Raw genomic sequence first — 22,125 nt, 5'->3', positions numbered from 1 at the left:
CGAACAATCTCGAGAGCATTTTAAATGAGGCAACGACCCCCGCCGCGGGAGCAAATCAGGCGAGGCAATGCGATGTTGCGGGTCTTCGTCGCCGCCACCGCCATGAACATCTTCGGGCTGGAGATCAGTTCGGAGCCGGCGCTGTGGTGCTCGCCGATCCACGCCTCGTCGTAGCCGAGCCGGTCGAGATGCTCGATGACCGCCATGTCGCGGTCGAGGCACAAGGTCGGGTTCTCGTGAAGCTCGTGGATCGGCGGCATGAAGATGCCGAACCGCAGGTTTTCCTTGGATGTCATCGCCTACTCCCGTCGGCCCGTATGCAGCCGCCTCAGGTTACGAAAAAGACGCTATGCGCAGCGTGCGCACAACTCCGACAGGCGTAGGGGGCCGGCCCTTGCGTGGCGTCGGGAATTGCCGAATGCTGAAAGCTGGCTGGCGGGAGCCGTGCACGACGATGAACCGGAATTTCGATCAGGCAGGGGCGGCAGCGACCGAGGCGGCGCTGTTGCACAGCGTCCTCGGCATCGCCGCGTCGACGACGCTGGCCGGGCTGGCCGGTGCCTGCTTCGCGGCGTTGCGCCAGTGGATGGGGGCCGACACGCTCGGGCTCTACCTGTTCGCGGGCGACGGTTCAGGCGAAGGATGGGGCGGCGAAATCCGCTTCGCCGAGAACGTGCCGGACGGGTTCCTCGAGGACTACGACCGTAACATGCGGGCCGACGACCCGCTGCTCCGCCACGTCGTCGCGGTCGGGAAGCCGGCTTCCGGCGCGGCCCTCCACGGCATCGACGTCTGGAAGACCTCGCCGAGCCGGGCCTATTTGCGCCGCTGGGGCTTCGACCAGACGGTGATCGGGCCGCTGCTCGTCGACGGCGCCATCGTCGGCACGGTCGACATCGCCACCAGTGACCGCGACGGGCCGTATGCGGTGCGCGACGTTGAGCGCTTCGGCGCGATCTGCCGCGCGACCTCGATCGCGCTGGGCGGGATGCGCGACTGGTCACCGCCGTCGCGCCGGACGCGCCCCGTCGCGCACGGCGTCGCCGCGACCCGCACCGTCCTGTCCCGGGCCGCGACCCCAGCCCCGCGCCGTCCGCCGGTCGACGGTACGCCGCTGCTCGTCGCCAGCCTGCCGCCGCGCGCCGGGCAGGTCGCGCAACTCGTCTGCCAGGGCGCCACCAACAAGGAGATCGGCCGTCGGCTCGACCTCTCGCCCTACACGGTGCGCGACCATGTCCAGGAGCTGTTCCGCCGCTTCGATGTCGGCAACCGCACCGAGCTCGTCACCCGCCTGCTGGGCTTCGACGCCCGCACCGCTCCCTGATCGCCGACCGGCACCCCTTCACCCGAGGCTCAATGACGACAGCTCCCGCCCCACCGCCCTACGTCGCGCCCTATATGGCGATCGGCCTGTCGACGATCGTCACCGGCATCGCCGAGCGGCGGCACATCCGGCACAACCTCGAGACCATCGAGGATGCCTTCCACGCCGCGGTTTCGATCTGCGCGATCAATGCACCGGTGAAGATCGTCGCGCTGGCGGAAGGGGCGCTGACCGGTTTCACCGACGAGATCTTCGACGTGCCGCACGTCACCGCAGCGCGCGAGATGTTCATAGACCTGCCCGGCGAGGAGACCGAGCGCCTCGGGCAACTCGCTCGCCAGTACGGCACCTACATCATCGGCCAGTGCAAGGCGCGCTGGCCCGACGTGATGGACGACCGCTTCTTCAACACGCTGTTCGTGATCTCGCCGCAGGGCGACGTCATCCACCGCGCCGCCAAGAACCACATCTGGTGCCGCGAGCGTTCCTGCACCCCGCACGATGTCTACGACCGCTGGGTCGAGCGCTTTGGCGACGGGCTCGACGCCTTCTACCCGGTGCTCAGGACCGACGACATCGGCATGATCGGCACGATCTGCTGCTCGGACGGCGAATATCCGGAGGCCGTGCGCGCGCTCGCCTTTAACGGAGCAGAGGTTGTCTATCGCCCGTCCGAAGCGATGCCGATGACCGGCGCGGGCTATCCCGGCGGGGGCACCTGGATGATCCAGAACCGCGCGCATGCCGAGTTCAACGGCGTCTACATGCTGTGCCCGAACGTCGGGCCGGTGTACCTGTCGCCGAGCTCGCGCCACCCGGTCGATATCGCCGGTGGCAACGGGCATATCGTCGACTTCCGGGGCAACGTCATCAGCTATTCGGCGGGCGGTGCGAACACGATGACCGCGGCGATCATCGACATCGAGTCGCTGCGCCAGCACCGCGCGATGAACCTCAATTCGAATTGGCTGAAGGACCTTCGCACCGAGCTGTTCGCCAAGATGTACGCGGAGCCGATCCACCCCAAGAACCTGTGGATGGACCGCGAACCGGCCCATCATGCCGAGGTCGACGAGATCTACCGCGGCAACATCCAGAAGCTCGTCGAGCGCGGCACCTGGACGCCGCCGGCCAACCCGGTGCCCGGTGCCCGCTACACCCCGCCCGGCCCCGGCACTCCCGCCGAGGGCTGGGCCGAAGCCCGCGCCATGTGGTCCCCGTGGGACGACACCAAGGAAGAACCCGCCGCATGACCACCGGATTTGTCTGGCACGAACGCTACATGTGGCACGAGATCGCGCCCGCCGCCGGGGTCTTTCTCGCCCGCGGCTTCATCCAGCCCGGCCAGCATTTCGAGAACTCGGAGACCAAGCGCCGCTTCAAGAACCTGCTCGACGTCAGCGGCTTCTCGGCGGACAGCCTGACGACGATCAAGCCGCGCCTAGCGACCCGCGAGGAACTGCTGCGCGTCCATACCGTCGCCTACGTCGACCGGGTCCAGGCGCTGAGCGATGCCGAGGGCGGCGACGCGGGCGAGTTCGCGCTGCTCGACCACGGCGGCTACGATATCGCGGCCCTGTCGGCCGGCGGCGTCATCGCGGCGGTCGAGGCGGTCGTCGCGGGGCAGGTCGACAACGCTTACGCCCTCGTCCGCCCGCCTGGCCACCATGCCGAAGCCGACCTCGGCCGCGGCTTCTGCATCTTCGCCAACGGGGCCATCGCCGCCCGCCATGCCCAGGCGGCGCTCGGCATCGGCAAGGTCGCGATCCTCGACTGGGATGTCCACCACGGCAACGGCGCGCAGAAGATCTTCTACGACGACCCCTCGGTGCTGACGATCTCGCTCCACCAGGACGGCAACTTCCCGCCCGGCTCCGGCCCGGTCGAGGATACCGGCGCGGGGGCCGGGGCCGGCTTCAACCTCAACCTGCCGATGCACGCCGGCTGCGGCCACGACGCCTATATGGCCGCGATCGACGAGGTCGCAATTCCCGTCCTGGAGGCTTTCGCGCCCGACCTTATCCTCGTCAGTTGCGGCTTCGATGCGGGCGCGATGGACCCGCTCGGCCGCATGTCGCTCCACAGCGGCAGTTTCCGCGCGATGACCGAGCGCGTGAAGGCGCTGGCGGAGCGGGTCTGCGGCGGCCGCCTCGTGTTGCTCCACGAGGGCGGCTACAGCGCGCCCACAGTGCCGTTCTTCGGAATGGCGGTGATGGAGGCGCTGTCGGGGCTCGACAGCGGCGTCGAGGACCCGTTCCTGCCGATCCTGACGGCCGACCCGGTCCAGGCGATCACCGGCGACCAGCGCGCCGCGATCGACCGCATCAAGGCTGTGGCGCGGCAGGTCGGGTTACTCCGGGAACCCGCCTGACGAGGCGCGCGGCGTTTCCGGCTATTTCCGCAGCGGGTAGCGCAGGAACCGGCGGATGTGCGCCAGCATGGTGCGATGGTCGTCGAGCGGATCGCAGGTCCGGGCGGCTGCATCGCGGTCGAGCAAGGTGAGCCCGCGCTGGACGGAGCGTTCGAGCGCATCGCTGAAGTCGTGGTCGTCGACCAGCAGCGCTTCGATGGCTGGCTTCGGGAGTTCCAGCACGCTGCCGTAGGTGACCGCGGCGACTGTCACCGATAGGGCCTCCCGGTCATCATGCTGATCTCGCCGAGATACTCGCGCGGCCCGACCCACGGTGGGAACGGGGTGCTGGTTTCGCGAGCCGCTGTCCAGCGTTCTCGCGGCGGTCCGTCGAACAGCTCGTGTCAAACCACCATTCGGTCGACATCGACCACCGCCTGCGCGAACGCCTCGGGTGCTTCCTGGGGCAGGTTGTGGCCGATGCCGCCGCTCACCCGCCGGTGCAGGTAACGGCCCTTGAACTTGCCGGCGTAGGCGGTCTCGGGTTGATGGGGGGCGCCGTTGGCATCGCCCTCCAGGGTGATCGTCGGTATGGTGATACCCGGCGCTGCCGCGAGCCGCCGCTCCATGTCGTCGTACTGCTGCGCAGTCCTCGGCGTTGCGCCCGACAGGAACCGCGTCGTTCCGAAACCGCGCAAATAGGGAACGATGACCCGGTACCCGCGCGCCGCCAGCAACGGGGCGACATCGACGTAGCTGATGATGTCATAGGGCCAGCCGTGCAGCAGGATGACCACGGGGCCATCGGCAGGACCGGCTTCCGCGTAGCCGATGCTCAGGACACCGGCGTCGACCTGCTTCAACGGCCCGAGGCTGGTGTGCGTGCCCGGTACGGCGCTGGTGGTCCCGGCGCGCGTCGCGAAGGGCAGGGCGGCAAGGGCGAGCGCCGCGGTGCCGAGGAAGTGGCGGCGATAGCTGTCCGGTGGAGTGTTCGTCATCGCGCCGATCCTCGCTTTCAGTCCGTCCCGTGTGGACGACGACAAACGATCGCATCGTTACGCCCGTTAGAGCAGATCGCGCCCTCGCGTTACCGCATCGGTCCGGTTCTTCGCCCCGAGGATCGACTGGACGCGCGCGAGGTGCGTCTTCACCGTCTCCGGCGCGAGCTCCAGCGACTGGGCGATCTCCTTGTTCGACAGGCCCTGCGCGACGAGGCGGAGGACCGCGAGCTGCCGGTCGGTCAGCAGTTGGCGGCTGCCCGCCGGCCTCCCGCCAGGCGGAGCAGCATCGACCCGGGATGCCGCAATCTCCGCAAGGCGGGCTGGCAGGTAGCGGCCCCCGGCAGCGATCAGCCGCAACGCCGCTTCGATGACTGCGCCGCTTGAGGTCTTGGCCGCGAAACCGGCGATGCCGAGGTCAAGCAGGTCGAGCATCAACTGGTCGTCGCTGGTCCCGGTGACGACGAGGATCGCGGTGTCAGGCGCGGCGTCGCGAATGCCGCGGATGCCGGCAACCGGTAGCGCCCCGGGCATCATCAGGTCGACGATCGCGACGTCGGGGCGGCGCGCTGCCGCTGCCCAGGCGGCCGCAAAATCGCCGACCTCGGTGATCGCCACGTCCGGCCAGCCGAGGCGGACGGTCCCGGCGAGCGCCTCGCGCATCAGGACGTGATCGTCGGCGATCAGGCACGACTTCATGCCGCGAGCTCGTCGCGGTGGGATTGGCGCGCTGCCACGGCCTCGAACTCCAGGTAGAAGGCCGCGCCGTGCGACCAGCGGCGCTCGAGATCGGCGGACCCGCCCATCAGCTCAGCCAGCCTCCGGACCGACGACAGGCCGAGGCCGAAGCCACTGCGGACGGTGTCGCCTCCCCGCGTCGCCTGGTAATAGTCGTCGAAGATGTGCCGCGCGTCGACTGAACCCACGCCGACGCCGTCGTCGATCACCCACAGCCGGACGGTGTCGCCGCGCCCCCGGGCACCGAGCAGGATCCGCCGCCCGCCGCTGTGCTGGATGGCATTGTTGACGAGGTTGCCGAGCGCCCGCTCGATCAGCGACGGGTCGAGCAGCAGCGTCTCGCGCGCGCCGCCGATGCGGATGGCAATGCCCGCCGCCGCGGCCGCCGGCGCGCACTGCGTCGCCACCCGCGCGAGTAGCGTCCGGATATCGACCCGCGAGCGATGCGGCACGACCGCGTCGGCCTCGAGCCGAAGGTGCCCGAGCATGTGCGACAGCAATTGCTCGGCCGAGGCGAAGGCGCGGCGGACCCCCTCGACCGCCTTGGCGCGGGCAAGATCATCGGTCGAGCGCAGACTCTGGTCGAAGAACAATGCAGCGGCGGCGAGCGGTTGGCCGAGGTCGTGCGAGGCTGCGGCGATGAACTTGGTCTTGGCATCGCGCTCGGCGGCGACCTCGCCCAGCAGCCGGTCGAGGACCCGTGCCGCATCGTCGCTCGCCAGACGCGCCGCGACGGTGGCGCGGACCGTCGCTGCGACCCGGTCCCCCAGGATGAACATGACGATGCCGAAGCCGCAGATATACAGCGCGGCATAGTCCGCGAGCTCGGTCCCGCGGGTCGCGAAGAACACCGCCAGCGAGCCGATGATGCCGATCACCCCGCAGCGATTGGCGAGGCTGTTCTCGGGGCTGCAGATCAATTGGGTCGGCACGCAGCCGATCAGCGGGATCGCCATCAGCAGCTGCGCCGAGGTCGGGACGAACGGCATGATGCCCCAGATCAGCACGAAGCAGGCAAGGTGACTGCCCAGGATGATGACGATCGCGAAGCGGCTCCAGATCCGCACCCGCTCGGCGTGGCCCGCCCGCCGCGCGACCATGACGATCATGCCCACAACCCAGATCGAGGCGAAGATCGCTGTGTAGGCGACCAGCGGCCGGGTCAGCGGTGGCGGTGCGGCGCGGATCGTCGCGTAACTGAGCGCCGCTGACAGCACGAACAGCCCGAACGACAGGATACCCGCGGTCAGCATCGGGCGCAGCGGGTGCGACACCGCGTAGGCGCGGTCGACCGGGGTCGCGTTGCCCGGCAGGCTGGTCGGCAATGTTCGTGCCATCCTCGGAGCTTTGCCGGGCGGCGACCAAAGGTCAAATCGCCTTTCGGCCATCCCCCATCCGGCTCCCCCATCCGGTCGATATCGACCAGGCCGATGCGACTTTAAGACGGAGTTAACGACGACACGGGGGCGGGGGAGCCAGGTGTCGAAGTGCATCCGCCGTCCCGGTTGGTGCCCGCGACGAGTAACAGGAGAGCGTTATGGCTTATGCTTCGATCACGAAAACTGCCCGTTCGCACCGCGTCGCGAGGAGCGCCGCTTTGGCAGCGGTCGCTACCGCCGCCTGCATCGCAGGCGCCGCTCCGGCCTATGCCGGCTATCATGTCGAGACGGTCGCCAACACGGGTCGCGGCTATCTTCGCGGCTGCGCGGCGCAGTACAACGCCGGCAGTACCGGCGCGCAGTTCATCAACAACGATGGTGGTGGCTCGCCGTGCGATCCCGGTGCCTACCTCAGCCAGCAGAACGCGGTCGTCACGGTCAGCGGATCGACCGACACCACCGGTACCCTGACCGCCGCCCATGACTCATCGAGCGTCGTCGCACTGCCCGACGCGGCCTACGCCTACGCCGACGCCGATCTCAAGGCCGGCAAGGTTCACTTGCTCGCCACGGCCACCAACTACAGCGGCGCCAACGCCTCGGCGCGCCTTCTCGATACGCTGCACTTCACGATTGCCGGCGCGACCGCCAGCACGGTCACCTACATTCCGGTCAGCTTCGCCTTCGACGGCACGCTGGTCGGCGGCAGCGACCCCGCCACCGCGTCGGGCGAACTGAACTACGGGTTCTACTTCGGCAGTGCCTCTGCTTACGAGTTCGGGGACTATGGCGCGGGCTATTACGGGGTTTACGGCAACTACCCTGTCTTCACTTATGCCAGCGCGCCGCGGGTCGGCGGCTGGGTGTCCTCGTCGTTCTCCAGCTACGATCCGCTCGATACGCGCTTCACCGGCATCTACGCGATCACCGGTGCGACCGCGGACATTCCGATCGATTTCAGCCTTGGCCTCAGGGCCAGCCAGGTCGGACTCGATTTCCTGAACACCGGCAGCATCAGCATCGGGCATGTCGAAGGCGTCTCGTACACCTCGGACTCGGGCGTGTTCCTGACCGCGCCGACATCGGTCGGCGGGGTGCCCGAGCCGGCCAGCTGGGCGCTGCTGGTCGCCGGCTTCGGTATCGTCGGCAGTGCGGCGCGGCAACGGCGGGGCACCGGATCGCTGCGGCACGACCTCGGCAACGCGGTCCCCTTCGGGGCCTAGCCGGGGTCCGACGCCGGGCGGTGTGGCCGACCTGCCCGTCAGCCACACCGCCCGGGACGGCGGCACCGTGCCTGCCCTGGCTCAACTACCGAAAAGCGCACGAAGCTTCGGCGCATCGGGTGAACCGAGACCAGTGCAGGGATCCCAACCCTTGGTTGCGCGGTAGCCGACGGTCCCGACCTTGTTCGAGCCCGACGTGATGTCATGGAACGCCGCCGCATCGCCGTACAGGCGCGGATGCGGAAAACCGACGGGGCTCGCGGCGCTGGCGTTGATCGCCGCGATCAGGCCAGCCCACAGCGGTGCGACGGCACTGGTTCCGCCGATCTGCTCGGTTTTGCCGGCCACGACGACGAGATAGCCGCTGTTCGGGTCGGCGTTGCCCGCCACGTCGGGAACGCCGCGGCCGCCGCTCGCGCCGCCGCCGGACGGGATTTTGACCTTGGCCTGGTAGGACGGTCGGACGAACGAGCCGCTGACGCCGCCGCCGGTGCCGCCACCATTCGAGTTCCACACGGTTTCGGTCGTGCGCTTGCCGCCGCTCGCGTGCAGCAACGTGCCGCCGCAGCCGAGCACATAGGGGTCCGATGCCGGAAAATCGACGTGCGCCTTGCCGTCGGTCTCGCCGTCGGTTGCGAGCCCGTCACCCGACGCCGCGCAGACCGTCACGCCGAGCGTCGCCGCATCTTTGAACGCCGCGTTCATCGCCGCGATCGCCTGCTGGCTCCAGTTTGCCTCCGCCGAGCCCCAGCTGATCGAGATCACCGAGGGCTTGTTGGCCTGGTCGTGGACCGCCTGGCTGATCGCGTCGACGAAGCCCTGCGAGGTGTTCGGCGCGAAATAGACCGCGATCGTGGCACCCGGCGCGACACCGCCCGCGACCTGGATATCGAGCGCGACCTCGCCGTCGGCACCGCTCGGGTCGCCCGGCGTGTTGGCTCCGCCCGAAACGCCGATCGCCGTGACCTTGGGCACCGGCAGCTTCATCGCGGCGAAGCCAGCCGCCGTGTCGCTGTCGAGATAGCCGCCGCCGAGCTCGATGATGCCGATGCATTGGCCCTTGCCGACCGTCGGGCCGCCCTCAAAACCATAAGCCTGCCCGACGGCGCTCGGCAGGAAGGCGCTCGCCGCCTTGGGCTTGGCGTTGACGCGAAACTTGGGCGTCGCGATCGGGCTGGTGTCGAGCCCGAGCACGGCGGTGATCCGGTCGGCAACGTCGGCGGGCAGCTTGAGTGCACCCGAGCGCCCGCGGAACTGCCGCCCGCCGTCGTCGTATTCGCTGAGCGTCGTGCCGAATGCCGCCTGGACCTTGTCCGCCGGCCCGGAAATCCGGACCAGCCGACGCGCCGCATCCTCGGTAATAATGCTCAGGCCACGCGCCTCGGCAAAATCGGCCACCGCCTTGAAGTCGGCGCGATGCTCGTCGTGACGCGTCGCGGCAATTGCCGATCGCGACGGTGCGACCGCTGCGGACGCGCCGGGCGCAATGTCGAGCAACGGGTCGCCGTCGCGGTCCCTCAGGTAGATGCTGAGCTCGATGGTCTGCCCGGGGGCAACGGCGCCGAGCCGCTTGCCGACCGGGGCGTCATGATGGCTGCCCGGCAGTTCGACCAGTTTGCTCGACATGGTACCTCTCCAGCTTCCCGCGGCGACTCGCCCACCTCGAGATTATAGCGCGGATATCGAGACTGATCCAAGAACAAAAACGGAACAGCCTAACGAGGCGACGGCTCCGCGAGCGGTGCTGCGGTCGTCGGCGGCGGGTCGGCGATGAGCATGTCGCCGCCGAGCACCTGGTACAATGTCGCCAGATTCTCGGCCCGGATCAGCCGGGTCTGCGCGAGCGCGCGGCGGGCGGTGTACAGGGTCCGCTGGGTGTCGAGGGTGTTGAGGAACGGGTCGATGCCCTCGCGGTAACGCGCCGTCGCGAGGACGTTGGTGTCGGCAGCGGCCTGCTCCAGCTCGACCTGCGCGGCCGTCTGTGCGTCGATGGTACCGCGCCGGGCCAGCGCGTCGGAGACCTCGCGGAACGCCGTCTGAATCGCCTTCTTGTACTGCGCCACCGCGATGTCGCGCTGCGCCTGGGCGTAGAGGAGGTTGCCGCGGTTGGCGCCGCCATCGAAGATCGGCAGCGACACGCTAGGCGCCACCGACCACACGAACGCCCCGCCGGTGAACAGCGACGACAGCGCGGTGCTGGCCAGTCCCGCGAGCGCCGTCAGGCTGATCGTCGGGAAGAAGTTCGCGCGCGCCGCGCCGATCCGGGCGTTGGTCGCCCGCAGCGTGTACTCGGCCTGCACGACATCGGGCCGGCGCAGCAGGATGCGCGAGTCGAGCCCCGCCGGCAGCTCGGCGAGCAGCGTGTCGACGCTCTCGATCGAAGCCGGCAGCAGCGCGTCGGCGACCGGAGCCCCGACCAGCAGCTCGAGCGCATTGCGGTCCTGCGCGACCAAGGTCGTTTGCGCGGCGTAGTCGGAGCGCGCCTGCGCGAGAATGGTCTCGGCCTGGCGGACGTCGGTGCGCGGTGCGACGCCGCCGCGCAGCCGCGCGCTGGTCAGGTCGTAGGTGATCTGCGCGCTCTTCTCGGTGTCGAGCGCGATGCCGAGCAGGCTGCGGTCGGTGGCGAGCGTCAGATAGGCAGTCGCGATTTCGCCGACCAAGGTCAGGCGGGTAGCGCGGACGCCGGCCTCGGTCGCCAGATACTCCTGCAGCGCGGCGCGGCTCAGGCTGCGGACACGCCCGAACAGGTCGATCTCGAAGGCGCTGACGCCGATGTTGGCGTCGTAGCTGGTCGAGAAACGCCCGCTGGCGCCGTTCGTGCCAGTCGTCACGCCGGTCCCGATTCCAGTGCCCGTACCCGTCCCGGTTCCGGTGCCGGTGACGCCGCTGGTCGTGCTGCGCCGACCTGTGGTCAGTCCGGCGTTGGCCCCGACTTGCGGGAACAGCTGGGCGCGCTGGACGCGGTACTGGCCCCGCGCCGCCTGCACGTTACCGAGCGCGACCTGCAGGTCCTCGTTGTTGGCGAGCGCCTGCTCGATGATCGTCTGGAGCTTGGGGTCGCGGAAGATATCGCGGTAGCTGACCGCCGGCAGCGTCGCCTCGCTGGCCCGCAGATAGCTGTCGCCCCGCGGCCAGCCTGCCGGCACCGGCGGCGTCGGGCGGACGTAGTGCGGGTCGAGGCTGCACGCGGTCAGCGCAGCCAGCCCGGCGAGCAGGACGAACTTCCTCATGCCGGCTGCGCTCCGGGTGGCGGCAGCAGCGGCGGCTCTTCGGGAGCGGGCAGCGCCAACAGGTCGGGCTTCGCATCGTCCGCCTCGCCGTCCTTCTTCGTGCCCTTGCCGCCGAACAGGCCGCGCACAAGGACGAAGGCGAGCGGCACGTAGAAGATCGCCAATATGGTCGCGGTCAACATGCCGCCGATCACTGCGGTACCAATGGCGATGCGGCTCTGCGCTCCGGCCCCGGTCGAGATCGCCAGCGGGATGACGCCGAAAATGAAGGCGAGACTGGTCATGATGATCGGCCGCAAGCGCAGCCGCGCTGCTTCCATCGCGGCATCATAGGGCGACTTGCCGCCACGCTCCGCCTGCTCGGCGAACTCGACGATCAGGATGGCGTTCGTGTTGCCTCACGAGAAGATGTTCCCGAGCGGTGATGCCGTTGCCTCACCAGAGTGTTCCCCTACGCCGATCACCAGGCGAGGTCGATTCCCGGTTGATGGGACGCTGTGGAGCGGAGCCGTAGGCGAAGCGGAGCAGCGTCCCATCAACCTTCGACTAGCACCGACACCGGCATCGCCGTATCCGTAGGAGATTCCGCCGCCAGCCCGGAATGAGTGAACACCAGTGCGTGAGCGTATTCGGACCGCCAGACCTTAAGGCGGCGCTGGACGGTACGGATCAGGCCATCGGGATAGTTGTCGGGCCGCTCGACCTGAAGTTTTTCCAGCAGCTCCCTGCCGGTGCGCCACGGCTCGTCCTCGAACCAGCGCTTCAACTGCTCGCTCACCTCGATCAGCGGATCGGGACGGCGACGACCGCGCTTGATGACCGGTTTATTGGATGCAGTCGGTCGCGCTTCACCGCCCTGCCATATCGTTTGCAAGCTGGAGAGGAACGCGTCCAATGGTGGGGCCGCGGGCTGCTCGCTCACCGGTACTGGGCTGACCATGTCGGCAAGGGCGACCAGCCGCTGTTGGGCCGCCCTGATATCGCGCAGCAAGCGGACGGGATCGAGGTCGGCAAAGATCGCACGCACGCGTGTCCGGGTCTTATCAGATACCCGCGGATCGTCGAGCAACCGCTGATAGGGCGTCGCTGGTGCATGATAGCGCTTGCGAACCCGCGCACCGTCGCGGTGCTTCTCGGCCAGCTTGAACGAGGGCTGGAAGAAGTTCACGAACAGGCGCGACGCCGCGTACAGCTCAGCCAGCGCAACGGTCGCCTCCAGCCCCTCGAAGCGACGATAGCCAGCCAGGCGGCGCACGACTGATCCGTTCTTTTGCTCCACCCATGCCTGGTCGTTCTTGCGATAGGGTCGGCAGCGCGTGAACGCGATGTCGGAGGCAGCGCAGTAATCGCGCACCGTCTCGTTGATGAAGACGCTATCGTTGTCAGTGTCGAACCCCAGCAGCGGGAACGGCATCAGCCTGCGCACCTCGCTAAGCACCGCGACGAGCACCGTCTGCTCGCGAACCAGTAGCGGCGCGCACTCAGTCCAGCCGGTCGCGATGTCAGTCAACGTGAACGTCCACGCAAAGCTTCCCTTCGCGACCGGACCGCTGTGCGATACGAGATCGGCTTCGACATACCCCGGTGCCGGATTGTCCCAGTCGTCAAACGTCCTGATCGGTACGCTTTGCCGGAGCGCCGTTCCCGCGACACCACGTCGCCGCGGTTTGCGATTACCGGCCTTTGCGGCGCGAAGCACGCGATCGATCGTTGCCGCGCTCATCTTCGTCAGCTGCGACCTCACCGCCGGCGCCAAGTCCAGATGGCCATGGCGCTCCATCGCCTCCAGCAGGATCGGAATGAGCGGTCGCAATCGCTTGCCGCACAGCCGATCCGCCGCCTCCCAGAGCACGATAAGCGCGGTCCGGGCCGCCTCGTCGTAGATCCGACGCTCGATGCGGACGTTCGCCGTCGTGACCGCGGGGCCCGCCCGCATCAGCCGCATCGCATGCTTGCGGTGAAATCCCGTCACCGCAACGAACTCGTCCAGCACCCGGCCCTTGCTTGCTCGATCAGCCGATCGGTACCGTTCGCTGATCGCAGCGACCAGCTCCGTACGCGTTGCCATGCTCACCGTCCTCATAGCTCGCTCCCGAACAATCTCGAGAGCATTTTAAATGAGGCAACGACCCCCGCCGCGGGAGCAAATCAGGCGAGGCAATGCGCGTTCTTTGCGGACAGGCCCATCGTGGTCAGCAGCCCGACCTGGAAATACACGTCGTTCGTGAGGCCGCGCAGCGTCACTGCCAGCGCCGCGCCGACCAGCCCGAGTGGAATCACCAACAGCACCGACAACGGGATCGACCAGCTCTCGTACAAGGCCGCGAGGCACAGGAAGATCACCAGCAGCGACAGCGAGTACAGGATCGGCGTCTGCCCGCCCGACAGGCGTTCCTGATAAGACAGGCCGCTCCACGCGACCGACGTGCCCTTCAGGTCCTTGGCGAGGTCGGTCATCTTCTGCATCGCCTCGCCCGAGCTTTGGCCCGGGGCGGCGTCGCCCTGGATTTCGTACGCCGACTGGCCGTTGAAGCGTGCGAGGGTGGTCGGCGCCTGCTGCCAGACGGTCTTCGCGAAGGCCGAGAACGGCGCCATCGTGCCGGTGGCGGTGCGGACGAACCAGTTCGAAAGGTCCTCCGGCCGGCTGCGATAGGGCGCGTCGCCCTGGACGTAGACCCGCTTGACCCGGCCACGGTCGACGAAGTCGTTGACGTAGACACCGCCCCACGCGCCGCTGATCGTCGAGTCGACATCCGATTGCGTGATGCCGAGCGCGCCGACCTTCGCCTGGTCGACGACCACCTGCAGCGTCGGCACGTCCTCCAGCGAGTTCTGGCGGACCTTGGCGAGGATCGGGTCGCCCTGCGCACTGGCCAGCAGCTTGTCGCGCGCCGCCTTGAACTCGGCGCGGCTCAGCCCGCCGGTGTTGAGCAGTTCGAGCGTGAAGCCGCTCGACTGTCCGAGGCCGCGCACCGGCGGCGGGTTGAGGGCGAAGAACTTGACGTCGCGAAGCTCGCCCGACAGCTGCGCGGTGGCGCGCTTGGTGATCGCGACGGCGGCGTTATCGGCACCCTTGCGGTCTTCCCACGGCTTGAAGGCGACGAAGCCGCGGCCGGTGTTCTGGCCGGTGCCCTGCTGGCTCGCGCCGACGATCGCCAGCATCGAGTCGGTATTGTGCTCCTGCTTCAGGAAGTAATTCTCGATGGTCTCGACCGCCGCGATGGTGCGCGCCTGGGTGGCACCGGCGGGCAGGGTGTACTGGATCTGCGCGATGCCCTGGTCCTCGTCGGGCAGGAAGCTGGTCGGCAGGCGGACGAACAGGATGAGCAGCGCGGCGACGACGATGGCATAGCCGACGATGGCGATGAACTTGCGTGCGATGATCGTCTTGACCGCCTCGACGTAGCGGTCGGCGGTGCGGTTGAACCAGTCGTTGAAGCGCTTGCCGAGGCGGCCGACGACGCCGGGCTTCTTGTCGTGGTCGGGGCGCTTGAGCAGGGTCGCGGCGAGGGCGGGGGACAGCACCAGCGCGACGATCACCGACAGGATCATCGACGACACGATGGTGATCGAGAACTGGCGGTAGATGACGCCGACCGAGCCGCCGAAGAACGCCATCGGCAGGAACACCGCCGACAGCACCATGGCGATGCCAATCAGCGCGGTCTGGATCTCGTCCATCGACTGCACGGTCGCGTCGTGCGGGCTGATCTCAGGATTTTCCTCCATGACGCGCTCGACGTTCTCGACGACGACGATCGCATCGTCGACGAGCAGCCCGATCGACAGGACCAGCCCGAACAGGGTCAGCACGTTGATCGAGAACCCGAACAGCGCCAGCACGCCGAAGGTGCCGAGCAGCACGACCGGCACAGCGATCGCCGGGATCAGCGTCGCGCGCCAGCTCTGCAGGAAGACGAACATGACGATGACGACCAGCACGATCGCCTCGGCCAATGTCTTGACGACCTCCTCCACCGACAGCTTGATGAAGGCGGTGGTGTCGAGCGGGAAGGCGTATTTGAAGCCGTCCGGGAACGACTTGGCGGCCTGCACGATCTCGGCGCGGACCAGTTCCGAGGTCTTCAGCGCGTCCGCCCCCGGCGCGAGCTGGATCGCGATACCCGATGCTGGATGGCCGTTGAGCCGTCCGGTCTGGGTGTAGCTTTCGCTACCGAGCTCGACCCGGGCGACGTCGCGGAGCAGGACTTTCGAGCCGTCCGCCTGGGTCTTGACGATGATCTCGCGGAACTGGGCGGGGGTCGTCAGCCGCGACCGCGCCGTCACCGTCGCGTTCAGCATCTGCGTGTCGGGACCCGGCTGGCCGCCGATCTGGCCCGCTGCGACCTGGGTATTCTGGGCTTGGATCGCCGCGGTGATATCGCTCGGCATCAGCTGGAAGCTCGCCAGCTTGAACGGGTCGAGCCAGATTCGCATCGCGTATTGCGCGCCAAAGACGTTGAAATCGCCGACGCCCTTGATGCGTCCGATGGTGTCCTGCAGCGACGACACCAGATAGTCGGCGACGTCGCCGCTCGTCTTGCGATCGCTCTCGTCATAGACCGCGACGACCATCAGGAAGTCGGGGTTCGACTTGGTGACGATCAGGCCCTGCGCCTGCACCTGCTGGGGCAGCCGGGACAGCGCCTGCTGGACCTTGTTCTGGACCTGAACCTGCGCGATGTCGGGGTTGGTGCCCTTGTCGAAGGTCACGGTGACGGTGACCTGCCCGGCAGCGTTCGAGGTCGCGGAGAAATAGATCAGCCCGTCGATGCCGGTCAGCTGTTGCTCGATGACCGAGGTGACGCTGGATTCAAGCGTCTCCGCCGACGCTCCCGGATAGGTGGCGCGGATGTTGACCGAGGGGGGCGCGATATCGGGATATTGCGCGACCGGCAGCGCGACGATACCACCGATGCCCGCCAGCATGATGACGATAGCGATGACCCACGCGAAGATCGGCCGGTCGATGAAGATTTTCGACAGCACCGCCTAGCTATTCGAGGCCGCGTCGCCGCTGGATTTGCCACCATCCTTGGGCTTGGGCTGCGGCTTCGACCCCGCCGGCACCGGCTTGACCACCTGGCCGGCCTTGATCTGGCCGAGCCCCTCGACGATCAGCCGGTCCCCGGCCTTGAGGCCCGAGGTCACCAGCCACGCGTTGCCGACCGTGCGGTCCGCGGTGATGTTGCGGAGCACCGCCTTGTTGCCCGGCCCGACGACGAGCGCGGTGGCGGACCCGCGCGGATCGCGCGCGACGCCGGTCTGCGGCGCGAGGATCGCATCGGGCGCGGTCGCCTGCGACAGCCGGGCGCGGACGTACATGCCGGGCAGCAGCAGGCCCTTGGGGTTCGGGAAGGTCGCGCGCAGCGTCACCGTGCCGGTGGTCTGGTCGACCATCGGCTCGGAGAACTGGACCCGGCCGGTCAAGCCGTAGTCGCTGCCGTCCTCGAGCTGCAGGCGCACCGTGGCCGACGAAGGGGTTGCCCCACCACTCGACAGCGCGCGACGCAGCGCCAGCAGGTCGGCGCTCGACTGCTGGATATCGACGAAGATCGGGTCGAGCCGCTGGATCGTCGTCAGTGCGTCCGCCTGCCCGGAGGTCACCAGCGCGCCGGTCGTCGCCAGCGAGCGCCCGATGCGGCCGCTGATCGGCGCGGGCAGGCGGGTGAAGCGCAGGTTGATCGCGCTGGTCTGGACCGCCGCGCGGTTCTGGGCGACCGCCGCGACCGCCTGCCCGGCGCTCGCGGTGGCGTCGCTGAAGTCCTGCTTGCTGACCGCCTCGATCTGCGCGAGCGGCTTGTAGCGGTCGGCCTTCGCCTGCGCCGACACCTGCGCCGCCTGGGCGCTGGCGAGGTTCGCCTGCGCCTGCGCTGCGGCAGCGCGGTACAGGCTCGGGTCGATCCGGTAGAGCGTCTGGCCTTTCTTCACCAGCGCCCCCTCGGTGAACAGCCGCGCGGTAATCAGCCCCGACACCTGCGGACGGACTTCCGAGGTCTCGTAGGCCGCGGTGCGCCCCGGCAGTTCGATGAACAGCGGCACGGTCTCGGTGTGGAGCGTCACGACCCCGGCCTCGGGGGTCGGGGGCGGTCCCTTCTTGTCGTCCTTGGCGCCGCAGGCCGCGAGCAGCAGCATAAAAGCAACGGCCCCGATGGGGCCGAGGGGACGCACAACAATATTCGCAGCGGGGCTGGGCAGCATCTGGTCTTGTATATCGGTGCGGAGGTTAATCTTGAACAACCAGGCCCATGAACTGTTCCTGTGCCGCTCGTACGACCGGGCCGCCACACGTCCCCCGCGCGGACGCCCCCGGGTCGCGCACGGCTTGGCACCGTAGAGCCCGCGAAGAAGGGCAGTGCTTTGATCGCGGGCTGGGGCTAGGCTGGCGAAAACGACGCCTTGGGAGTGACCATATGACCGACGCCTACATCATCGACGCCGTCCGCACGCCGCGTGGCGTCGGCAAGCCGGGCAAGGGCGCTTTGTCGCACCTGCACCCGCAGCACCTCGCGGCCACGGTCCTGAAGGCGCTCAAGGAGCGCAATCACCTCGACACCGCCGACGTCGACGACATCATCTGGTCGACCTCGACCCAGAAGGGCAAGCAGGGCGGCGACCTCGGGCGCATGGCGGCACTCGCGGCGGGCTATGACACGCGCGCCAGTGGCACGACGCTCGACCGCTTCTGTGGCGGCGGCATCACCTCGGTGAACCTCGCCGCCGCCAGCGTCATGTCGGGCATGGAGGACGTCGTCATCGCCGGCGGCACCGAGATGATGAGCTACACCACCAGCGTCGGCGCCGAGGAGCATGCAGCGGGCATCAAGCCGATGGGCATGGGGTCAGGCAACAAGGCGCTCGACGCCATCCACCCCCAGTCGCACCAGGGCGTCTGTGGCGACGCCATCGCCGCCCGGGAAGGCATCTCGCGCGAGGCGGTCGACGCGCTCGCACTGGTCAGCCAGCAGCGCGCCGATGTCGCGATCAAGGAAGGGCGTTTCGCGAAGTCGGTCGTGCCGGTGATGAACGAGGACGGCAGCGTCGCCCTCGACCGCGAGGAGTTCCCGCGCCCGCAGACCACCGCCGAGGGCTTGGCCGGATTGAAAGCGAGCTTCGATGTGGTCGCCGACGTGGCGCTCGATGAGGGTGGCCCGACCTTCCGCGACCAGATCACCCGCGCCTATCCGGGCCTCGAGTTCAAGGGCGTCCACCATGCCGGCAACTCAAGCGGCGTCGTCGACGGTGCGGCGGCTCTGCTGATCACCTCGAAGGCCTATGCCGACGCCCACGGCCTCAAGCCCCGCGCGCGGATCGTCGCCTACGCCAATTACGGCGACTGCCCGACGCTGATGCTCAATGCGCCGGTCCCGGCGGCGAAGAAGGTGTTGGCGAAGGCCGGGCTGACCAAGGACGACATCGACGTCTGGGAGATCAACGAGGCGTTCGCCGTCGTCGCCGAGAAGTTCATCCGCGACCTCGACCTCGACCGCGCCAAGGTCAACATCAACGGCGGCGCGATGGCGCTCGGCCACCCGATAGGTGCGACGGGCTCGATCCTGATCGGCACCGCGCTCGACGAGCTGGAGCGGTCGGGCGGGCGGTACGGGTTAATCACCATGTGCGCGGCGGGGGGCATGGCCCCGGCGATCATCATCGAGCGAGTGTAGGCTTGCACCTTCTACCCTCCCCCCTTGAGGGGGAGGGACGGCTGCCCTTGCAGCCAGGGAGAGGGGAGGGGGCCGCTCATTCCGAGTGAGCGGCTCCCCTCCCTCTCCCTGGTCGCGAAGACGCGACCTGTCCCTCCCCCTCAAGGGGGGAGGGTAGAAACGCCTTCGCCCGGTCGTATCGCGACCTACCCCTCAACCTCCTCGACGATCCCCGCCAGGTCCGCCGCGTAGCCCTTCTTCCGCTCGACCTCCATGCCGCGCAAAATCTGGATGCGCTGCGCCTGCGGTGAGCCCGCCCCGTGCATCGACTCGGTCAGATACCCGACCGCGTTGCGCCCCAGCGTCATGTTCTCGATCAGCCTCAGCATGCGCTGGCGGTGCTCGACGGGGACGTTCGAACGGCCCTGCAGGTACTTGCGCAGGATCGGCCCGGTGACCTCGTCCTCGAAATCGGCTTCGGAGGGGAGGGTTACCATCAGGCCGCCGGCGAGGTCCTGCGCCAGCCGGCTGATCTCGTAAGGGAAGCGGGTGACGTTGTGCTTGCAGACGTTGGCCAGCATCGCGTCGTTCATGAAGATGCCCGAATCGAGCTGCTTGGCCTCGTGGCTGGAGGCGATGGCGGACGAGTAGATCGTCTCGTTGAGGTGGGTCATCTCGACGAGCTTGTCCTTGACGTGGCTCGCTTGGTCCGCGCCGTTGTATTCGGCGATCGCTGCCGCCGCCCCGACCATGACGTCGCCGAGCCCGGTTTTGCAGACGTAGGAGGCACGGTGATAGCTGGTGAAGCGCGCCACCATGTTCTGGGCGAACTCGTATTCGCCGTCCATCAGCACGTGCTCCCACGGGATGAAGACGTTGTCGAAGACCACGAGCGTCTCCTGCCCGCCGAATTTCGCGTTGCCCTTGTCGATGTCGCCGGGCTCCATGGCGCGGGTGTCGCAGGACTGGCGGCCGTAGATGTAGGTCATGCCCGCCGCGTCGCCGGGCACCATGCCGACGACCGCATAGTCCTTGTCGGCGGGGCCGAGGTTCATCGTCGGCATGACGCAGATCCAGTGCGAGTTCAGCCCGCCGGTCATGTGCGCCTTGGCGCCGGTGACGTAGAGTCCGCGCTCGGTGCGCCGCGTCACGTGCATGAACAGGTCGGGGTCGGACTGCTCGCTCGGGCGCTTCGAGCGGTCGCCCTTGGGGTCGGTCATGCCGGCGCCGATGATGATGTTGTTGCGCTGCGCGTGGCGCATGAACTCGAGGTAGCGCTGGTGGTACGACGTGCCGTGCGCGGCATCGATGTCGTAGGTGATCGAGTGCAGCACGCTGATCGTGTCCAGCCCGGCGCAGCGCTGGAAGCAGGTCCCGGTCAGCTGCCCGAGGCGGCGCTGCATGCGGTTCTTCATGACCAGGTCGACGGGCGAACCGACGATGTGGAGGAAGCGGTTGACCCGCGCCCCGATCAGCTCCGACCACGCCGTTGCCAGTTCCGGGTCCTCGACCGCGAGGTCATAGGTGCGGGCGAGCGCATTGATCGACGGGCGGATGATCGGGTGGTCGACCGGCTCCTCGACGATACCGCCGAACAGGTGGACCTTGACGTCGCGACCGCGCAACGAGGCGATATACTCGTCGCCGGTGGTGATCGGCTTGAAGCGCGACCAGCGGCGCTCCGCCGACTCCTCGCGGGGGTCCATGTAGGGTGCGTTCACGGCGTCGTCCTTTCGCTGACGCCCCCTTCTACACCCCGCTGGCGACCGCGCCGCCTCCCTATTTCGACTCTGCGTAGCGGCGGATCAGCGTGTAGAGGAAGTCGCGGCCGTCATAGACCGACTTCACCCGGATGTGCTCGTTGAGGCCGTGGATGCCGCCCCAGTCGGCCTCGTACAGAATGCCGGGGACGCCGTAGGACGGGATGCCGGCGGCGGCGAGGAAGATCGAATCGCTCGCGCCGGTCGACATCAACGGGATGATCGGCAGCCCGGGGTACATCGACTTCGCGACCGCCTCGGCGGGCCCGAGTACGGCGGGGTCGAGCGGGGTCGGCTTCGACGGCGGGCCGCGGCGGGTCTTCATGACGATGCTGACGCCCTTGTCGCCGATGATCTCGGTCAGCTTGGCCTGGGTCGCCTCGACGGTCTCGGTCGGGAAGATGCGACAGTTGACGTTGGCGGTGGCGCGCTGCGGCAGTGCATTCTCGGCATGGCCGCCGCCGATCAGCGTGACGACGCAGGTCGTGCGCAGCGTCGAGTTGAGCAGCGGGTCCTTCGACAGCAGCGCCGCCGCGGCTGCGTCCCTGGGGTTGGCGACCAGCGCCTTCATCGCGGCGGCGACCGATGCCGGCTGGACCGCCTGGCTGCGCGTCAGGAATGCCGTCGTGGTGGCGTCGAGGGTCACCGGGAAGGTGTAGCCCTGGATCTTCGTCACCGCGTTGGCGATCTGGTAGATCGCGTTGTCGGGGCGCGGCCGCGACGAGTGGCCGCCGGGGTTGGTCGCCTCCAGCGTGTAGTTCTGCGAGATCTTCTCGCTGACCTGGAGCGCCAGCGCGACCGGCTTGCCGTCGGGCGAGACGCTGCCGCCGCCGCCCTCGTTCAGCGCGAACTGCGCGTCGATCAGGTCGCGCTTGTTGGCCGCCAGATACTCGGCACCGTTGAACGCGCCGTTGGTCTCCTCGCCGCAGGTCAGCGCCAGCTTGACCGTCCGCCGGGCGCGCTTCTCGCCCTTCATGCGGATCAGCGTGTCCGCATAGATCGCCGCCATCGCCTTGTCGTCGGACGCGCCGCGCGCATAGAAATAGCCGTTCTCCTCGATCAGCTTGAACGGATCGCGGGTCCAGTCCTCGCGCTTCGCCTCGACGACATCGAGGTGCGCGAGCAGCAGGATCGCCTTGGCCTTGGGGTCGGTGCCCGGCAGCACCGCGACCAGCCCGCCTTCCTTCGGATGTTCGGGCACGCTGAACAGGGTCAGGTCGGCATCCGGGTAGCCTGCCGCCTTCAACCGCGTCGCGATCTGCTCCGCCGCCTGCGTGCACGACCCGACCGACAGCGTCGTGTTGGTCTCGACAAGCTCCTGGTACAGCGCCCGGAACTTCGCCTGGTCGGGCCGCAGCGCCTGGCCGGAGGCGGGGGTCAGCGCCGTCGCGGCGAGACCGGCAATCAGGAAACACTTGGCAAAGCGCACGGCAATCCCCTTGTTGGCACCCGGCGGTGCTCTCGGCGCGGAGTTAGC

General features: G+C 68.2%; 17 protein-coding genes and 1 pseudogene. 5 read left to right on the top strand and 13 right to left on the bottom strand.

Annotated elements, in window-relative coordinates; all coding sequences use genetic code 11:
- Nucleotides 1–20 precede the first annotated feature (20 nt).
- Nucleotides 21–296 carry an LLM class flavin-dependent oxidoreductase gene (locus KX816_15685; GenBank protein QXQ05652.1) on the bottom strand — a complete coding sequence of 92 codons (276 nt, stop codon included), beginning with the start codon at nucleotides 294–296 and terminating at the stop codon, nucleotides 21–23.
- A 158-nt stretch (nucleotides 297–454) separates the two neighbouring features.
- Here KX816_15685 and KX816_15680 point away from each other — a divergent pair, with 158 nt between their 5' ends.
- From KX816_15680 to KX816_15670, 3 genes are read left to right on the top strand one after another with little or no spacing between them, the layout of a single operon-like run.
- Nucleotides 455–1,324: a LuxR C-terminal-related transcriptional regulator gene (locus KX816_15680; protein ID QXQ05651.1), complete on the top strand. Its 870-nt coding sequence runs from the start codon at nucleotides 455–457 to the stop codon at nucleotides 1,322–1,324.
- 32 nt (nucleotides 1,325–1,356) lie between these two features.
- A complete protein-coding gene (locus tag KX816_15675) occupies nucleotides 1,357–2,577 on the top strand; it encodes a hypothetical protein (protein QXQ05650.1) in 1,221 nt (406 codons plus the stop codon).
- On the top strand, nucleotides 2,574–3,695 hold the full coding sequence (locus KX816_15670; GenBank protein QXQ05649.1) for a class II histone deacetylase: 1,122 nt from the start codon (nucleotides 2,574–2,576) through the stop codon (nucleotides 3,693–3,695). The genes KX816_15675 and KX816_15670 overlap by 4 nt, the downstream gene beginning before the upstream one ends.
- Before the next feature lie 21 nt (nucleotides 3,696–3,716).
- On the opposite strand, the gene KX816_15665 is transcribed toward KX816_15670, so the two are convergent.
- The 4 genes from KX816_15665 to KX816_15650 form a co-directional block, all read right to left on the bottom strand.
- On the bottom strand, nucleotides 3,717–3,947 hold the full coding sequence (locus KX816_15665; protein QXQ05648.1) for a hypothetical protein: 231 nt from the start codon (nucleotides 3,945–3,947) through the stop codon (nucleotides 3,717–3,719).
- A gap of 131 nt (nucleotides 3,948–4,078) precedes the next feature.
- Nucleotides 4,079–4,672, bottom strand: a complete 594-nt coding sequence (locus KX816_15660; GenBank protein QXQ05647.1) for a hypothetical protein — start codon at nucleotides 4,670–4,672, stop codon at nucleotides 4,079–4,081.
- 66 nt (nucleotides 4,673–4,738) lie between these two features.
- Nucleotides 4,739–5,371, bottom strand: coding sequence for a response regulator transcription factor (locus tag KX816_15655; GenBank protein ID QXQ05646.1), 633 nt, complete (start codon nucleotides 5,369–5,371; stop codon nucleotides 4,739–4,741).
- The gene (locus KX816_15650) at nucleotides 5,368–6,747 is read right to left on the bottom strand and encodes a HAMP domain-containing histidine kinase (GenBank protein QXQ05645.1); all 1,380 of its coding nucleotides are present in this window, start codon (nucleotides 6,745–6,747) and stop codon (nucleotides 5,368–5,370) included. Before KX816_15650 ends, KX816_15655 begins: the two co-directional genes overlap by 4 nt.
- Nucleotides 6,748–6,947: 200 nt before the next feature.
- Here KX816_15650 and KX816_15645 point away from each other — a divergent pair, with 200 nt between their 5' ends.
- Nucleotides 6,948–8,012 (top strand): PEPxxWA-CTERM sorting domain-containing protein, encoded by a 1,065-nt coding sequence (locus KX816_15645; protein QXQ05644.1) that lies wholly within the window; start codon nucleotides 6,948–6,950, stop codon nucleotides 8,010–8,012.
- 81 nt (nucleotides 8,013–8,093) lie between these two features.
- On the opposite strand, the gene KX816_15640 is transcribed toward KX816_15645, so the two are convergent.
- The 6 genes and pseudogenes from KX816_15640 to KX816_15615 all read right to left on the bottom strand — a co-directional run bounded on the left by KX816_15640 (nucleotide 8,094) and on the right by KX816_15615 (nucleotide 17,377).
- Nucleotides 8,094–9,638, bottom strand: a complete 1,545-nt coding sequence (locus tag KX816_15640) for a S53 family peptidase (protein QXQ05643.1) — start codon at nucleotides 9,636–9,638, stop codon at nucleotides 8,094–8,096.
- 89 nt (nucleotides 9,639–9,727) lie between these two features.
- The gene (locus KX816_15635; GenBank protein QXQ05642.1) at nucleotides 9,728–11,242 is read right to left on the bottom strand and encodes an efflux transporter outer membrane subunit; all 1,515 of its coding nucleotides are present in this window, start codon (nucleotides 11,240–11,242) and stop codon (nucleotides 9,728–9,730) included.
- Nucleotides 11,239–11,631 (bottom strand): annotated as a pseudogene (locus tag KX816_15630) (efflux RND transporter permease subunit). The gene KX816_15635 and the pseudogene KX816_15630 overlap by 4 nt, the downstream one beginning before the upstream one ends.
- 146 nt (nucleotides 11,632–11,777) lie before the next feature.
- Nucleotides 11,778–13,325, bottom strand: coding sequence for a DDE-type integrase/transposase/recombinase (locus tag KX816_15625; GenBank protein QXQ05641.1), 1,548 nt, complete (start codon nucleotides 13,323–13,325; stop codon nucleotides 11,778–11,780).
- A 65-nt stretch (nucleotides 13,326–13,390) separates the two neighbouring features.
- On the bottom strand, nucleotides 13,391–16,231 hold the full coding sequence (locus tag KX816_15620; GenBank protein ID QXQ05640.1) for an efflux RND transporter permease subunit: 2,841 nt from the start codon (nucleotides 16,229–16,231) through the stop codon (nucleotides 13,391–13,393).
- Nucleotides 16,232–16,234: 3 nt separating this feature from the next.
- Nucleotides 16,235–17,377, bottom strand: coding sequence for an efflux RND transporter periplasmic adaptor subunit (locus KX816_15615; protein QXQ05639.1), 1,143 nt, complete (start codon nucleotides 17,375–17,377; stop codon nucleotides 16,235–16,237).
- Nucleotides 17,378–17,655: 278 nt separating this feature from the next.
- Here KX816_15615 and KX816_15610 point away from each other — a divergent pair, with 278 nt between their 5' ends.
- Entirely contained in the window at nucleotides 17,656–18,909 is a 1,254-nt protein-coding gene (locus KX816_15610; GenBank protein QXQ05638.1) for an acetyl-CoA C-acetyltransferase, read from the top strand.
- A 185-nt stretch (nucleotides 18,910–19,094) separates the two neighbouring features.
- On the opposite strand, the gene KX816_15605 is transcribed toward KX816_15610, so the two are convergent.
- On the bottom strand, nucleotides 19,095–20,594 hold the full coding sequence (locus tag KX816_15605) for a hypothetical protein (protein ID QXQ08614.1): 1,500 nt from the start codon (nucleotides 20,592–20,594) through the stop codon (nucleotides 19,095–19,097).
- Nucleotides 20,595–20,667: 73 nt separating this feature from the next.
- Nucleotides 20,668–22,077: a M20/M25/M40 family metallo-hydrolase gene (locus KX816_15600; GenBank protein QXQ05637.1), complete on the bottom strand. Its 1,410-nt coding sequence runs from the start codon at nucleotides 22,075–22,077 to the stop codon at nucleotides 20,668–20,670.
- Between the last annotated feature and the right edge of the window lie 48 nt (nucleotides 22,078–22,125).

It is taken from the genome of Sphingosinicellaceae bacterium (genome assembly GCA_019285715.1).
Lineage (GTDB): Bacteria > Pseudomonadota > Alphaproteobacteria > Sphingomonadales > Sphingomonadaceae > Glacieibacterium.
Note: the sequence above shows the minus strand (reverse complement) of the source record. Positions and strands in the feature narration are given on the sequence as shown.